The organism is Pseudomonas sp. SWI44 (genome assembly GCF_002947915.1).
Taxonomy (GTDB): Bacteria; Pseudomonadota; Gammaproteobacteria; order Pseudomonadales; family Pseudomonadaceae; genus Aquipseudomonas; species Aquipseudomonas taiwanensis.
Window position 1 is genome coordinate 4,200,624 of sequence record NZ_CP026674.1, and the last position, 15,284, is coordinate 4,215,907.

The window sequence follows — 15,284 nt, forward strand, 5'->3', positions numbered from 1 at the left end:
GAAGTTAAGTCATGGCCGAAGCAGTCGTCGATAACGCCCCCGCCAAAAGTGGCCCGCCAGTGGCCAAGCCGCCGCTGTTCGGCATGGCGTTCCTGGAAAACATCTCGCAGATGCCCATGCTGCGTCAGGTCGGCCTGTTGGTCGGGCTGGCAGCCAGCGTGGCGATCGGCTTCGCCGTGGTGCTCTGGTCGCAACAGCCTGACTATCGTCCGTTGTACGGCAGCCTGGCCGGCATGGACACCAAGCAGGTCATGGACGTGCTGGCGGCTGCCGACATTCCCTACAACGTCGAGCCTAACTCCGGTGCGCTACTGGTCAAGGCCGACGACCTCTCCCGTGCGCGCCTGAAACTGGCTGCTGCCGGCGTGGCGCCAAGCGACGGTAATGTAGGCTTCGAGATTCTCGACAAAGAGCAAGGCCTGGGCACCAGCCAGTTCATGGAGGCCACTCGCTACCGCCGTGGCCTGGAAGGTGAGCTGGCGCGGACCATCTCCAGCCTGAACAATGTCAAAGCGGCGCGTGTGCACCTGGCGATCCCTAAAAGCTCGGTGTTCGTCCGTGACGAGCGCAAGCCAAGTGCGTCGGTACTGGTCGAGTTGTATCCAGGCCGTGCCCTGGAGGCGGGTCAGGTGATGGCCATCGTCAACCTGGTCGCCACTAGCGTACCGGAACTGGAAAAGTCGCAGGTCACCGTGGTCGACCAGAAGGGTAACCTGCTGTCCGACCAGTTGCAGGACACCGCCCTGACCATGGCCGGCAAGCAGTTCGACTACAGCCGCCGCATGGAAAGCATGCTGACCCAGCGCGTGCACAATATCCTGCAGCCGGTCCTGGGCAACGACCGCTACAAGGCCGAAGTGTCCGCTGACCTTGACTTCAGCGCGGTGGAGTCCACCTCCGAGCAGTTCAACCCGGACCAACCGGCGCTGCGCAGCGAGCAGTCGGTCAACGAGCAGCGCAGCAGCAGCCAGGGCCCGCAGGGTGTGCCGGGTGCGCTGAGCAATCAGCCGCCGGCAGGCGCCTCGGCGCCCGAGAATGCCACCGCTGCCGCACCCGCTGCCGGCGCCATCCAGCCGGGCCAGCCCCTGGTGGATGCCAATGGTCAGCAGATCATGGACCCGGCCACCGGCCAGCCGATGCTTGCGCCGTACCCGGCCGACAAGCGGCAGCAGACCACCAAGAACTTCGAACTTGACCGCTCCATCAGCCACACCCGTCAACAACAAGGTCGCCTGACCCGCCTGTCGGTGGCCGTGGTGGTCGACGACCAGGTCAAGGTCGACGCCGCCAGCGGCGAGAGCACCCGCACCCCTTGGGGGGCCGAGGACCTGGCGCGGTTCACCCGCCTGGTGCAGGACGCGGTAGGCTTCGACGCCAGCCGTGGCGACAGCGTGACCGTGATCAACGTACCGTTCGCTGCCGACCGTGGCGAAGAGATCGCCGACATCGCGTTCTACCAGCAGCCGTGGTTCTGGGACATCGTCAAGCAGGTCCTGGGTGTACTGTTCATCCTGGTGCTGGTGTTCGGCGTGCTGCGTCCGGTGCTCAACAATATTACCGGCGGCGGCAAGCAGGCTGCCACGGACAGCGACATGGAGCTGGGCGGCATGATCGGTCTGGATGGCGAGTTGGCCAACGACCGCGTCAGCTTGGGTGGCCCGAGCAGCATTCTGTTGCCAAGCCCTTCCGAAGGGTATGAGGCACAGCTCAACGCAATCAAGGGCCTGGTGGCCGAAGATCCGGGCCGTGTGGCTCAGGTCGTGAAAGAGTGGATTAACGCCGATGAGTGATAACCGAGCCGTTGCCGCCAAGCTGAGCCGCGTCGACAAAGCGGCCATTCTCCTGCTGTCCCTGGGCGAAACCGATGCCGCCCAGGTCCTGCGACACATGGGGCCCAAGGAAGTGCAGCGGGTCGGTGTGGCCATGGCGCAGATGGGCAATGTGCATCGCGAGCAGGTCGAGCAGGTGATGAGCGAGTTCGTCGACATCGTCGGCGACCAGACCAGCCTGGGGGTTGGCTCTGATGGCTACATCCGCAAGATGCTCAACCAGGCGCTGGGCGAAGACAAGGCCAACGGCCTGATCGACCGCATCCTGCTCGGTGGCAACACCAGCGGCCTGGACAGCCTCAAGTGGATGGAGCCGCGAGCCGTGGCCGACGTCATCCGCTACGAGCACCCGCAGATCCAGGCGATCGTGGTGGCCTACCTCGACCCCGACCAGGCTGGCGAAGTGCTGAGCAACTTCGACCACAAGGTGCGTCTGGACATCATCCTGCGTGTGTCGTCGCTCAACACCGTGCAGCCGGCGGCGCTTAAAGAGCTGAACCAGATCCTCGAGAAGCAGTTCTCGGGCAACTCCAACGCCGCGCGGACCACCTTGGGCGGTATCAAGCGTGCAGCCGACATCATGAACTTCCTCGACAGCTCCGTGGAAGGTGCACTGATGGACTCGATCCGCGAAATCGACAACGACCTGTCGGAGCAGATCGAAGACTTGATGTTCGTCTTCAACAACCTGGCCGATGTCGACGACCGGGGCATCCAGGCACTGTTGCGCGAGGTATCCTCCGACGTGCTGGTGGTGTCGCTCAAAGGCGCCGACGAGCGGGTCAAGGACAAGATCTTCAAGAACATGTCCAAGCGTGCGTCGGAGCTGCTGCGCGACGACCTGGAGGCCAAGGGCCCGGTGCGCGTCAGCGACGTGGAAACGGCGCAGAAGGAAATCCTCACCATTGCCCGTCGTATGGCCGAAGCCGGCGAGATCGTGCTTGGCGGCAAGGGCGCCGAGGAAATGATTTAAAAGGTTGCCGGTTCATGCTGGCTGGTGCTGCCCCTGTGGCGCGGGTTTATCCGCGAATGCACCAGGCCAGCCGATGAGGTTGCCCTTGCCGACGCATTCGCGGGTGAACCCGCGCCTGCAGCGAATGCATCGGCCGAACATGTTTTTGAGAATCTGACGGCATGTCCACCACTGAACACCCCAGCGACCTGATCCGCGCCCGCGACCTCGAGGGCGTCGATGTCTGGGCGTTGCCCAGCTTCGATCCGCAGCCCGAGCCAGAGCCTGAACCCGAGCCAGAAATCATCGAGGAAGAGGTCGAAGAGGTGCCGCTGGAAGAAGTCCAGCCACTGACGCTCGAAGAACTCGAAGCGATCCGCCAGGAAGCCTACAACGAAGGTTTCGCCACCGGCGAGCGCGAAGGTTTTCACAGCACCCAGCTGAAGGTGCGCCAGGAGGCCGAAGAAGCCTTGTCGGCCAAGCTGGCGACCCTGGAGCAGTTGATGAGCAACCTGCTCGAGCCGATTGCCGAGCAGGACACGCAGATCGAAAAAAGCCTGGTGCACCTGGTCGCGCACATGACCCGGCAGGTGATCGGGCGCGAGCTGCACACCGACTCCAGCCAGATCACCCACGTGCTGCGCGAGGCGCTCAAACTGCTGCCCATGGGCGCCGACAACATCCGTATTCACCTCAATCCCCAGGACTTCGAGCTGGCCAAGGCCCTGCGCGAGCGTCACGAGGAAAGCTGGAAGCTGCTGGAGGATGAGGGCCTGCTGCCGGGCGGCTGTCGTATCGAGACGGCCCACAGTCGCATCGACGCGACCATGGAGACTCGCATCGAGAAAGCGGTAGCGCAGCTGTTCGACCAGTTGCATGACCAGTCGCTGCATCCGGCGACGCCGGACCTCAGCATCGAGCTGGGCGACAACGATGCGCCTTGATCGCACCAGTTTCGGCAAGCGCATGGGCAGCTATGCCGAGGCGATCAAGCTGCCTGCCCAGCCGGTGGTCGAGGGCCGCCTGCTGCGAATGGTGGGGCTGACCCTGGAGGCCGAAGGCCTGCGCACTGCCGTGGGCAGTCGTTGCCTGGTGATCAATGACGACAGCTACCACCCGGTGCAGGTCGAAGCCGAGGTCATGGGCTTTGCCGGTAACAAGGTTTTCCTGATGCCAGTGGGCAGCATCGCGGGTATCGCCCCGGGGGCGCGGGTGGTGCCGCTGGATGACAGCGGACGGCTGCCCATGGGCATGAGCATGCTCGGCCGGGTGCTTGACGGCGCCGGTCGTGCGCTCGATGGCAAGGGCGGCATGAAGGCCGAAGACTGGGTGCCGATGGATGGCCCGGTGATTAACCCGCTGAACCGCGACCCCATCAGCCAGCCGCTGGATGTCGGTATCCGCAGCATCAACGGTCTGCTCACGGTTGGCCGTGGCCAGCGTCTTGGCTTGTTTGCCGGTACCGGTGTCGGTAAGTCGGTGCTGTTGGGCATGATGACCCGCTTTACCGAGGCCGAAATCATCGTGGTCGGGCTGATCGGCGAGCGGGGCCGCGAGGTGAAGGAGTTCATCGAGCACATCCTGGGCGAAGAAGGCCTCAAGCGCTCGGTAGTGGTGGCGTCACCCGCCGACGATGCCCCCCTGATGCGGTTGCGCGCCGCCATGTATTGCACCCGGATCGCCGAATACTTCCGTGACAAGGGCAAGAACGTCCTGTTGCTCATGGATTCGCTGACTCGCTTTGCCCAGGCCCAGCGGGAAATCGCCTTGGCCATCGGTGAGCCGCCGGCGACTCGCGGCTACCCGCCATCGGTATTCGCCAAGCTGCCCAAGTTAGTGGAACGGGCGGGTAACGGTGAGCCGGGTGGTGGCTCCATCACCGCGTTCTATACAGTGCTTTCCGAAGGCGATGACCAGCAGGATCCGATCGCCGACTCGGCGCGCGGCGTGCTGGACGGTCACTTCGTGCTATCGCGGCGCCTGGCGGAGGAGGGGCATTACCCGGCCATCGATATCGAAGCGTCCATCAGCCGGGTCATGCCCCAGGTGGTCGATGCTAACCATTTGCGCCAGGCGCAGAAGTTCAAGCAGTTGTGGTCGCGCCTGTCGCAAAGTCGCGACCTGATAAGCGTGGGCGCCTACGTGGCTGGCGGTGATCCTGAGACGGACCTGGCCATTGCCTTGCAGCCCAAGCTGGTGGATTTCCTGCGCCAGGGGCTGGACGAAAACGTCGGCATGACCCAGAGCCGCGAACAGCTGGGGATGATTTTCACGCCCCCGGCGGCCGGTTGATAGACCATGGCCTCCCCTAGCCGAGCCGCGCGCCTGGCGCCGGTGGTGGAAATGGCCGAAGAGGCCGAGCGCAAGGCTGCCCAGCGCCTTGGGCACTTCCAGCAACAAGTGGCCCAGGCCCAGGCCAAGCTGGCCGAGCTCGAAAGTTTCCGTGAGGGCTACCAGGCGCAGTGGATCAATCGCGGTGGCCAGGGTGTCAACGGCAGTTGGCTGGTGAACTATCAACGCTTCCTGGGGCAGCTTGAAACGGCCATGACCCAGCAGCGCCAGAGTCTCAACTGGCATCAGACCAACCTCAACAATGCCCGTGGTACCTGGCAGCAGGCCTATGCCCGAGTGGAAGGGCTGCGCAAGCTGGTCCAGCGGTACATGGACGAGGCGCGGCGGGCCGAGGACAAGCGTGAGCAGAGGCTGTTGGATGAGTTGTCGCAGCGGCTGCCAAGGCAGGGGCATTCGTAGGTGGTACCGGTCTTGTCGCCAGCAGGTCGGTGCCGGCGTGGGGCGCTGAAAAGACCGGGCGCCTTGCACCCCTTGCCAGTGGCTGCTAAACATTGAAGAGTTGCATTCGCCATCATCGAAGGAATCGCTAGCATGGCAGTCGAGAGTGATTTTTCGCAGGACGGAAAAAAACTGACGATCAAGATCAAGGGGCGCTTCGATTTCGGCAAGCATCAGGAATTCAGGGATGCTTACGAGCGCCAGGATCGTCGACCCGACTCGGTGGTCGTCGATCTCAAGGACGCTACCTACCTGGACAGTTCCGCGCTCGGCATGCTGCTGTTGCTGCGTGACCACGCCGGCGGCGACGAATCGGACGTGAGAGTAGTGCACGCCAGCGATGATGTGCGCAAGATTCTGGCGATCTCCAATTTCGAAAAACTGTTCAACATCAGTTGAGTGTCGCGATGGCGACTGATCAGGCGTTGACCGTGCTGGTGGCGGAGGACGGCGCGGCCGATCGTCTGCTGCTCGCGCAAATCGTCCGGCGCCAGGGGCACCAGGTGTTTACCGCTGAAAACGGAGAGCAGGCGGTGGCGCTGTTCATCGAGCGGCGACCGCAACTGGTGTTGCTCGATGCACTCATGCCGGTGATGGATGGCTTCGAGGCCGCGCGGCAGATCAAGGCCCTGGCGGGAGAGGCGTTGGTGCCGATCATCTTTCTCACCTCGTTGAGTGAGGAGGATGCCTTGGTGCGCTGCCTGGAGGCCGGGGGCGACGACTTCATGGCCAAACCGTACAGCGCGGTGATTCTCGGCGCCAAGATCCGAGCGATGGACCGCCTGCGTCGCCTGCAGGCCACGGTGCTTGAACAGCGCGACCAGATCGCCCGCCATCACCATCACCTGCTGAACGAACAGCGGGTCGCCAAGGCGGTGTTCGACAAGGTGGCGCACTCCGGCTGCCTGTCCGCTTCCAACATTCGCTACCTGCAATCGCCCTACGCTTTGTTCAATGGCGATTTGTTGCTGGCGGCCTTCACGCCTTCCGGTGACATGCATGTATTGCTGGGGGACTTCACCGGCCATGGCCTGCCCGCTGCCGTCGGCGCCATGCCACTGGCGGAGGTGTTCTATGGCATGACCGCCAAGGGCTATGGGCTGGCGCAGACCCTGCGCGAAATGAACGCCAAGCTCAAGCGTATCCTGCCAGTGGACATGTTCGCGTGCGTGCTGTTGCTCAGTCTCAGCGTGCAGCGCGGTTTGGTGGAAGTCTGGAACGGCGGTATGCCTGACGGTTACCGGTTGTCGGCCAGTGGCGAGGTGCTATCGGTGCTCAGCTCGCGTCACCTGCCGCTCGGCATTCTGGCTCCAGAGCGTTTCGACGACAGTACCGAAGTGCTTCCGCTAGCGCCGGGCGAGCGCTTGTTGCTGCTCTCCGATGGCGTGGTCGATACGGCCGATGACCAAGAGCGTCTGTTCGGTGTGCAGCGCCTGCGTCAGGTGCTGGCCGACAACCGTGACCCCAGCCTGCTGTTCGAAGAGGTCATGCAGGCGCTCAAACGCTTTGGCGGACGGCCCAGGGATGACATCAGTCTGTGCGACATCCGCATGTTCGCCCCAGGCGAGAAGGTGCCTGCGCCGACGTTGTACTCTGACAGCGGGCGTTCCAGTCCTTTGGACTGGTCGTTGGGGTTCGAGCTGCGGGGTGAAAGCCTCAAGCGGTTCAATCCGGTGCCATACCTGGTCCAATTGCTGCAAGAGATCCATGGCCTTCGGCCCAGTACCGGTCGTTTGCACAGCGTGCTCAGTGAGCTGTATTCGAATGCCCTGGAACATGGTGTGCTGGGCCTGGATTCGCGGCTCAAACGTGATGTTCAGGGTTTTGCCAACTATTATCAGGAACGCGCCCGGCGATTGGCTTCGTTGGTCGAAGGCCATGTGCGGATCGACCTGCGGGTTGAACCGCTGGAGCGTGGCGGGCGTCTGACCATTGAAGTGCGTGACACTGGCGCGGGCTTCGATGTTTGCCAGGTGTTGTCCCGCACGCCCCAGGAGCAGGGGCTCAGCGGTCGCGGCCTGGGGCTGGTGCAGCGGCTGGGTGACAGTGCCCAATGGATCGAGGGTGGGCGTTGCGCGCGGGTCTGCTTCGACTGGTAAGCCCAATGGTGGGTCGTGGGACGGCTCAGGCATAATCCAGCTTGATCAAGGAGTGAACAAGTGACTGACATGCATATTGACTTCAAGGTGCTCAGCGATTTGCAGGAGGTCATGGAAGATGGCTACCTGCAATTGCTGGAGACTTTCCTGGAAGACTCCGAACGACGGTTGAGCCAGCTGCACGAGGCCAAGAATGCCCATGAGCTCGGTATTGCAGCTCACAGCTTCAAGGGCAGTAGCAGCAACATGGGCGCGGTCGGCCTGGCGAGCTTGTGCCATGAGCTGGAAGAGCGGGTCAGGCAGCAGCCGTTGTATGGCATCGAAGACCTGATCAATCGAATCGACCAGGAATACCTGGAGGTTCAACGCTTCTATCGTGGTGAGCGCGCGCGCGTTTCCGCCGGTTGAATTGCGACTTGGCGCGAGTTTTGCCTGTCTTTGCCCAGACGTTTTTTTTGTATTCGGCGCGGAGACCTCTCGATGCCTGTCGCATCCAATCCTTTGTTGCAAGCCAACGCCGTGGGCAAGCCGTCGCGCGGGGTCGGCTCGGTGGTCGACAAGTCGCCGCAGGCGGCGGGCGGGCAGGGCGGCGGCTTTGACCAGGTGATGGCCAAGCAGGGCCGTGACACCGTGCCTGCCCGAGATGACAAGGCTGCGGCAGCCAAGCCGAAGGACAAGCCTGAGGCGACCCAGGACGGCAAGAAAGAAACTGCCGACAAGCCAGGTGTTGCCGATGGCGGCAATAAATTGCCAGCGGACGATCAAAGCCAGGCCGGTGCTAATGTCGATGCCGAGGCGAATGCTGCGCCAGTCAATGATTTGAGCGTGCTGGACGCGAGCCTGGTCGCTGGCCAGGTCACCGACGCACAGCCAGGCGCGCAACTGATCCAGGCCCAGGCAGAAGCGGTGGCACCGGTGCTGCAGGCTGCGGCGCAGCCTGTCAAACCGCAGCTGGTCAGCCCATTGCCGGAAGAACCAGAGATGCAAGCGTTCGATCCAGAGGTCGACCCGCTGGCCAACTTGCCGACCCTGCGCCTGGCCCTTGAGCAGAGCGCGCAGGCCAAAGGCACGGTGTCGGCACATGCCGCCCCGGCTGCCGATGCGTCTCAGGCGCAGAGTGATGATGGTCAGGTGGCCGTCAATACCTTGGCGAACATGGTCGAGAAGCCGGAGGCTGACAGCGGGCAGTCGGAAACCGGTGAGAAGGCATTCAGTGCACTGCTCGAAGACGGGTTGAAAGACACCAAGGGCGCCAGCAGTGATACCCGTGTGGACGATTTTGCCAACCGCCTGGCCAACCTGACCCAGGCCGCCACGGCCAAGACCGCCAATGCGGTGCCGGTGACCAGCAGCCCGCTGCACCAGCCGCTGGCCATGCACCAGAGCGCCTGGACCGAAGGTTTGGTGAACCGGGTCATGTACCTGTCCAGCCAGAATCTCAAGTCGGCGGATATCCAGCTGGAACCTGCTGAGCTGGGGCGCTTGGACATTCGCGTCAATGTGGCGGCGGACCAGTCGACCCAGGTGACCTTCATCAGTGGCCATGCCGGCGTGCGTGATGCATTGGACAGTCAGGTGCACCGTTTGCGCGAGCTGTTCGCCCAGCAGGGGCTGGCGCAACCGGATGTGAACGTGGCCGACCAGTCGCGTGGGCAGCAGCAACAGCAGGCTCAGCAGCAGGGGTCGCAGTTGTCCGGGGTCGCGGCGCGGCGTGGCCAGGGTGGCGCTGAGCAAGGTGAGATTGCCGAGGCTTCACGCCCGGTTGAGCAGCAGGTTGTCATCGGCGACAGTGCGGTCGACTACTACGCCTGAGGGTTGTGGTGGGGTGAGGTCGAGCGCCGCCCGCGCGGCGCATCGTGAGCAAGGCTCGCTCCTGCAGACGCACGCGTTATCGCGCCGAGTACCAAAGCGGTCGCGCGCACATCCCACAGGAATCATGGGTCCGAAACAAACGTAGGGGCGAGCCTTGCTGGCGATGCGCCGCGCGGGCGGCGCTCGATCTCTATCCCCCGTCTGGCATCCGTCATGCCCGCTATGTCAAATCTGGCATAACACTTGCTCAAGCCACGTCATCCTCATTTGAAACCCTGATGGACGACGGATTATTGGCATGGCGAAGAGCGACGCAGTGAAAGACCCCGCCTCTAAAGGCAAACTCAAGTTGATCTTGCTGCTGGTGCTGGCCTTGCTGCTGGCGGTTGGCCTGTCTGTAGGTGCCACCTGGTTCATCATGCACAAGAGCGAACCCGCACCGGCCGCCGAGCCGACCGCGAGCAACATCAAGCCTGCCGCGATCTACGAGCCACTGGCCCCTGCCTTTGTCGTCAACTTCAACCAGAACGGCCGCCAGCGCTACATGCAGGTGAGCATCACCATGCAAGGTCGCAACCAGGCAGACCTGGATGCACTGAAGGTGCACATGCCGGTGATCCGCAACAACCTGGTGATGATGTTCTCCGGACAGGGCTTCGACACGTTGGCCGGCAGCCCCGTGGGGCAGGAGATGCTGCGCCAGAAAGCCACCGCGGTGGTGCAGGAAGTTGCCCAGAAGGAAGTCGGCAAACCGGTCGTCGACCAGTTGCTGTTCACCAATTTCGTATTGCAGTAGGAGTCCGCAATGGCCGTACAGGACCTGCTGTCCCAGGATGAAATCGACGCCCTGTTGCATGGCGTCGACGATGGGCTGGTACAGACCGAGAGCGCTGCCGAGCCCGGCAGCATCAAGAGCTACGATCTGACCAGCCAGGATCGGATCGTCCGTGGTCGCATGCCGACCCTGGAAATGATCAACGAGCGCTTTGCCCGCTACACCCGCATCAGCATGTTCAACCTGCTGCGCCGCTCGGCTGACGTGGCCGTCGGTGGCGTGCAGGTGATGAAGTTCGGCGAGTACGTGCATTCGCTGTACGTGCCTACCAGCCTGAACCTGGTGAAGATCAAGCCGTTGCGTGGCACTTCGTTGTTCATTCTCGACGCCAAGCTGGTATTCAAGCTGGTGGACAACTTCTTCGGTGGTGACGGTCGTCACGCCAAGATCGAGGGCCGTGAATTCACGCCGACCGAGCTGCGCGTGGTCCGCATGGTGCTGGACCAGTGCTTCGTCGACCTCAAGGAAGCCTGGCAGGCGATCATGCCGGTCAACTTCGAGTACATCAACTCGGAGGTCAACCCGGCCATGGCCAACATCGTCGGCCCGAGCGAGGCGGTGGTGGTGTCGACCTTCCATATCGAACTGGACGGTGGCGGCGGCGATTTGCACGTGACCATGCCTTATTCGATGATCGAGCCGGTGCGCGAGATGCTCGACGCCGGTTTCCAATCCGATCTGGACGACCAGGACGAGCGCTGGGTCAAGGCCTTGCGCGAAGACGTGCTTGATGTGTCCGTGCCATTGAGCGCCACGGTTGCCCGTCGCCAGTTGAAGTTGCGCGATGTGCTGCACATGCAGCCCGGTGACGTCATTCCGGTGGAACTGCCTGAACACCTGGTGCTGCGTGCCAACGGCGTGCCGTCGTTCAAGGCCCGCTTGGGCTCGCACAAAGGCAACCTGGCACTGCAGATCATCGACCCGATCGAGCGCCGCTGAAGGCGCGTCGGTCGCTCTCCACGAATTGAATGCCTGTCGAGGACATCATGGCTAACGAAAACGAGATCACCTCCCCAGAAGATCAGGCCCTGGCCGATGAGTGGGCTGCTGCCCTGGAGCAGTCCGGCGACGCCGGTCAGGCCGACATCGACGCCTTGCTCGGCGGCGACAGCGGCAACGGTGGCGCCGGTCGCCTGCCGATGGAGGAGTTCGCCAGCTCGCCCAAACCCAAGGAGAACGTCAGCCTGGACGGCCCGAACCTGGATGTGATCCTGGATATTCCGGTGAGCATTTCGATGGAAGTGGGCAGCACCGAAATCAACATCCGCAACCTGCTGCAGCTCAACCAGGGGTCTGTGATCGAACTCGACCGCCTGGCCGGTGAGCCGCTCGACGTGCTGGTCAATGGCACGCTGATCGCCCATGGCGAGGTGGTCGTGGTCAACGAGAAGTTCGGCATTCGCCTGACCGACGTGATCAGCCCCAGCGAACGTATCAAGAAGCTGCGCTGAGTGAAGGGCATGATGCGGGCTGTCATGGCCCTGGCCACCTTGCTCGCCAGCGAGGTGGCGATTGCCGCGGCAACGCCGACCCCTGTATCGCCAGCGGCTGCCGCGCCCGGTAGCCTGGGTGGTCAACTGGCACAGATGGTATTCGGCCTGTTGCTGGTGGTTGGCCTGATCTTCTTTCTGGCCTGGCTGCTGCGACGCCTGCAGGGCGCTGCGCCCAAGGGCGGGCAGGTGATCGAGATCGTCGGCAGTCGTTCCATCGGTCCGCGTGACCGGCTGTTGTTGGTGCAGATTGGCAAGGAACAGGTGCTGATCGGCCACAGCCCCGGCAGCATCGAAACCTTGCATGTCATGGCCGAACCTGTGGATGTGCCCGCTGACGCACGTGCGGCGGCACCCGAGTTTGCCCAGCGCCTTCTGGAGCTGATGGGCAAGGATCAGAAGGACAAGAAGTGATGACCGGCGCACTGCGCTTACTGTTGAGCATTCTGTTGCCAGTGGCGCTGCTGCTGGCTGCGCCATTGGCCGTGGCAGCCGACCCGCTGTCGATTCCGGCCATCACCCTGTCCAACACCCCTGACGGGCAGCAGGAGTATTCGGTCAGCCTGCAGATCCTGCTGATCATGACGGCGCTGAGCTTCATTCCAGCGTTCGTCATCCTGATGACCAGCTTCACCCGGATCATCATCGTCTTCTCCATCTTGCGCCAGGCCCTGGGCCTGCAGCAGACGCCGTCCAACCAGGTGCTGACGGGCATGGCGCTGTTCTTGACCCTGTTCATCATGGCGCCCGTGTTCGACCGGGTGAACAAGGATGCCCTGCAGCCTTACCTGGCCGAGCAGATGACTGCTCAGCAGGCCATCGACAAGGCCCAGGGGCCGCTCAAGGACTTCATGCTGGCACAGACCCGGCAGAGCGACCTGGACCTGTTCATGCGCCTGTCCAAGCGGACCGACATCGCAGGCCCCGACCAGGTGCCGCTGACCATTTTGGTGCCAGCCTTCGTCACCTCCGAGCTCAAGACCGCGTTCCAGATCGGCTTCATGATCTTCATCCCGTTCCTGATCATCGACATGGTGGTCGCCAGCGTGCTGATGGCCATGGGTATGATGATGCTGTCGCCGCTGATCATTTCGTTGCCGTTCAAGATCATGCTGTTCGTGCTGGTCGACGGCTGGGCGCTGATCATGGGCACACTGGCCGGCAGTTTCGGCGGCGTCTGACGCTGTCAAGGAGAGTCTTGCATGACCCCAGAAGTAGCCGTCGACCTGTTTCGCGATGCCCTCTGGCTAACCACGCTGATGGTTGCCGTGTTGGTGGTGCCGAGCCTGTTGGTCGGCCTGGTGGTGGCGATGTTCCAGGCTGCCACCCAGATCAACGAACAGACCCTGAGCTTCCTGCCGCGCCTGCTGGTGATGCTGGTGACGCTGATCGTCGCCGGGCCATGGCTGGTGCAGAAGTTCATGGAGTACATCACCGGCCTGTACTCCAGCATTCCGCAACTGATCGGGTGAGGCAGGCATGCTGGAGCTGACCGACGCGCAGATCGGCACTTGGGTCGCCACCTTCGTCCTGCCACTGTTTCGCGTGACGGCCGTGCTGATGACCATGCCGATCTTCGGCACGCGGATGCTGCCGGCGCGGGTGCGTCTTTACGCTGCCTTGGCCATCACCGTGGTGATCGTCCCGGGTCTGCCGCCGCTGCCTGAATTCGACCCTTTGAGCCTTCGTGGCCTGCTGCTGTGTGGCGAGCAGATCATTGTCGGTGCGTTGTTCGGTTTCTCATTGCAGCTGTTGTTCCAGGCGTTCGTGATCGCCGGTCAGATCATTGCGATCCAGATGGGTATGGCCTTCGCGTCGATGGTGGACCCGGCCAACGGCGTCAACGTAGCGGTGGTCAGCCAGTTCATGACCATGCTGGTGAGTGTGTTGTTCCTGGTGATGAACGGCCACCTGGTGGTGTTCGAGGTCTTGACCGAGAGCTTCACCACCTTGCCGGTGGGCAACGCGCTGGTCGTCACTCATTTCTGGGAAATGGCTGGCCGGCTGGGCTGGGTGTTCGGTGCGGGTTTGTTGCTGATCCTGCCGGCAATCGCCGCCTTGTTGGTGGTGAACATCGCCTTCGGCGTGATGACCCGTGCCGCGCCGCAGTTGAACATCTTTTCCATCGGCTTCCCACTCACCTTGGTGCTGGGTATGGGTATTTTCTGGGTGGGTCTAGCCGATATTCTTTCCCACTACCAGGCATTGGCCAGCGAAGCGCTGCAATGGCTGCGTGAGCTGGCAAGGGCGCGCTGAGCATGGCTGAGAGCGAGAGCGGTCAGGACAAGACAGAAGAACCCACCGACAAGCGCAAGCGCGACGCGCGCGAAAAAGGTGAGATTGCCCGTTCCAAGGAACTGAACACCGTGGCCGTGACCCTGGCCGGGGCCGGCGGATTGTTGGCGTTCGGCGGCTACATGGCCGAGACCTTGCTCGAAATGATGCGCCTGAACTTCAGCCTGACCCGCGAGGTGATCGTCGATGAGCGTTCGATGGGCGCGTTTCTGCTGACCTCGGGCAAGATGGCGATCTGGGCGAGCCAGCCGGTGTTGATTCTGTTGTTCGTCATCTCGTTCGTCGCGCCCATTGCCCTGGGCGGGTTCCTGTTCTCCGGCAGCCTGCTGCAACCCAAGTTCAGCCGAATGAACCCATTGGCGGGGATCAAGCGGATGTTCTCGATGCATGCGCTTACCGAATTGCTCAAGGCGATTGCCAAGTTTTTCGTGATTCTGGTCGTGGCGCTGCTGGTATTGGCGTCTGACCGCCAGGCCTTGCTGTCGATTGCCAACGAGCCGCTGGACCAGGCGATCATCCATAGCGTTCAGGTGGTGGGGTGGAGTGCCTTGTGGATGGCGGCGGGGTTATTGCTGATCGCCGCGGTCGACGTGCCGTTCCAGCTGTACCAGACGCACAAGAAATTGAAGATGACCAAGCAGGAAGTGCGGGACGAGTACAAGGACACCGAAGGCAAGCCGGAGGTGAAGCAGCGTATCCGTCAGCTGCAGCGGGAGATATCGCAGCGGCGCATGATGGCGGCGGTGCCAGAGGCTGACGTGATCATCACCAACCCGACGCACTATGCGGTGGCCTTGCAGTACGACCCCGAGAAGGGTGGAGTAGCGCCCTTGCTGGTGGCCAAGGGCACTGATTTCGTTGCCTTGAAGATTCGTGAGATCGGTATCGAGCACAAGGTGCAGATCCTTGAGTCGCCCGCTCTGGCCCGAGCCATTTACTACTCTACCGAGCTTGAGCAGGAGATCCCTGCAGGGTTGTACCTGGCGGTCGCGCAGGTGTTGGCCTATGTATTCCAGATCCGCCAGTACCGTGCGGGCAAGGGCAAGCGGCCGGATCCGCTCAAGGACGACCTGCCGATTCCGCCGGACCTGCGGCGCGATAGCTGAGCTGGGATTGGTGATGGGACTGGGAGTGAGGTCGAGCGCTGTCCCGCCCCTGCGTTTCTAGGCGCCGTGCTCCGCG

17 protein-coding genes are annotated in these 15,284 nt (G+C 62.6%); all 17 read left to right on the forward strand.

The features are described 5' to 3' along the window. Positions 1-11: 11 nt before the first annotated feature. On the forward strand, positions 12-1,790 hold the full coding sequence (gene fliF / locus C4Q26_RS19765) for a flagellar basal-body MS-ring/collar protein FliF (protein ID WP_027908240.1): 1,779 nt from the start codon (positions 12-14) through the stop codon (positions 1,788-1,790). After that, positions 1,783-2,802 (forward strand): flagellar motor switch protein FliG, encoded by a 1,020-nt coding sequence (gene fliG / locus C4Q26_RS19770; RefSeq protein ID WP_023381528.1) that lies wholly within the window; start codon positions 1,783-1,785, stop codon positions 2,800-2,802. The genes fliF and fliG overlap by 8 nt, the downstream gene beginning before the upstream one ends. A 161-nt stretch (positions 2,803-2,963) precedes the next feature. Continuing rightward, a complete protein-coding gene (gene fliH / locus C4Q26_RS19775) occupies positions 2,964-3,725 on the forward strand; it encodes a flagellar assembly protein FliH (RefSeq protein WP_023381527.1) in 762 nt (253 codons plus the stop codon). Then, complete coding sequence (fliI, locus tag C4Q26_RS19780; RefSeq protein ID WP_023381526.1) at positions 3,715-5,073, forward strand: flagellar protein export ATPase FliI; 1,359 nt, start codon at positions 3,715-3,717, stop codon at positions 5,071-5,073. Before fliH ends, fliI begins: the two co-directional genes overlap by 11 nt. 6 nt (positions 5,074-5,079) lie before the next feature. Beyond that, on the forward strand, positions 5,080-5,532 hold the full coding sequence (gene fliJ, locus C4Q26_RS19785; protein ID WP_023381525.1) for a flagellar export protein FliJ: 453 nt from the start codon (positions 5,080-5,082) through the stop codon (positions 5,530-5,532). A 132-nt stretch (positions 5,533-5,664) separates the two neighbouring features. Beyond that, positions 5,665-5,970, forward strand: a complete 306-nt coding sequence (locus C4Q26_RS19790) for an STAS domain-containing protein (protein WP_104881402.1) — start codon at positions 5,665-5,667, stop codon at positions 5,968-5,970. An 8-nt stretch (positions 5,971-5,978) separates the two neighbouring features. Then, a complete protein-coding gene (locus C4Q26_RS19795) occupies positions 5,979-7,670 on the forward strand; it encodes a fused response regulator/phosphatase (protein ID WP_023381523.1) in 1,692 nt (563 codons plus the stop codon). 60 nt (positions 7,671-7,730) lie between these two features. Further along, complete coding sequence (locus C4Q26_RS19800; RefSeq protein ID WP_027908243.1) at positions 7,731-8,078, forward strand: Hpt domain-containing protein; 348 nt, start codon at positions 7,731-7,733, stop codon at positions 8,076-8,078. Between the two features lie 72 nt (positions 8,079-8,150). After that, positions 8,151-9,482, forward strand: a complete 1,332-nt coding sequence (locus C4Q26_RS19805; RefSeq protein WP_023381521.1) for a flagellar hook-length control protein FliK — start codon at positions 8,151-8,153, stop codon at positions 9,480-9,482. 298 nt (positions 9,483-9,780) lie between these two features. Next, on the forward strand, positions 9,781-10,278 hold the full coding sequence (gene fliL, locus C4Q26_RS19810) for a flagellar basal body-associated protein FliL (RefSeq protein ID WP_023381520.1): 498 nt from the start codon (positions 9,781-9,783) through the stop codon (positions 10,276-10,278). A 9-nt stretch (positions 10,279-10,287) separates the two neighbouring features. After that, complete coding sequence (gene fliM, locus C4Q26_RS19815; RefSeq protein WP_023381519.1) at positions 10,288-11,256, forward strand: flagellar motor switch protein FliM; 969 nt, start codon at positions 10,288-10,290, stop codon at positions 11,254-11,256. A 47-nt stretch (positions 11,257-11,303) separates the two neighbouring features. Continuing rightward, positions 11,304-11,768: a flagellar motor switch protein FliN gene (gene fliN / locus C4Q26_RS19820; protein WP_023381518.1), complete on the forward strand. Its 465-nt coding sequence runs from the start codon at positions 11,304-11,306 to the stop codon at positions 11,766-11,768. Positions 11,769-11,780: 12 nt separating this feature from the next. Continuing rightward, positions 11,781-12,221 carry a flagellar biosynthetic protein FliO gene (gene fliO / locus C4Q26_RS19825; protein WP_104884059.1) on the forward strand — a complete coding sequence of 147 codons (441 nt, stop codon included), beginning with the start codon at positions 11,781-11,783 and terminating at the stop codon, positions 12,219-12,221. Continuing rightward, entirely contained in the window at positions 12,221-12,988 is a 768-nt protein-coding gene (gene fliP / locus C4Q26_RS19830; protein ID WP_023381516.1) for a flagellar type III secretion system pore protein FliP, read from the forward strand. Before fliO ends, fliP begins: the two co-directional genes overlap by 1 nt. A gap of 21 nt (positions 12,989-13,009) precedes the next feature. After that, complete coding sequence (gene fliQ / locus C4Q26_RS19835; protein ID WP_023381515.1) at positions 13,010-13,279, forward strand: flagellar biosynthesis protein FliQ; 270 nt, start codon at positions 13,010-13,012, stop codon at positions 13,277-13,279. A 7-nt stretch (positions 13,280-13,286) separates the two neighbouring features. Next, the gene (gene fliR, locus C4Q26_RS19840; protein ID WP_023381514.1) at positions 13,287-14,063 is read left to right on the forward strand and encodes a flagellar biosynthetic protein FliR; all 777 of its coding nucleotides are present in this window, start codon (positions 13,287-13,289) and stop codon (positions 14,061-14,063) included. Between the two features lie 2 nt (positions 14,064-14,065). Beyond that, entirely contained in the window at positions 14,066-15,208 is a 1,143-nt protein-coding gene (gene flhB / locus C4Q26_RS19845) for a flagellar biosynthesis protein FlhB (protein ID WP_104881403.1), read from the forward strand. Positions 15,209-15,284 lie beyond the last annotated feature (76 nt).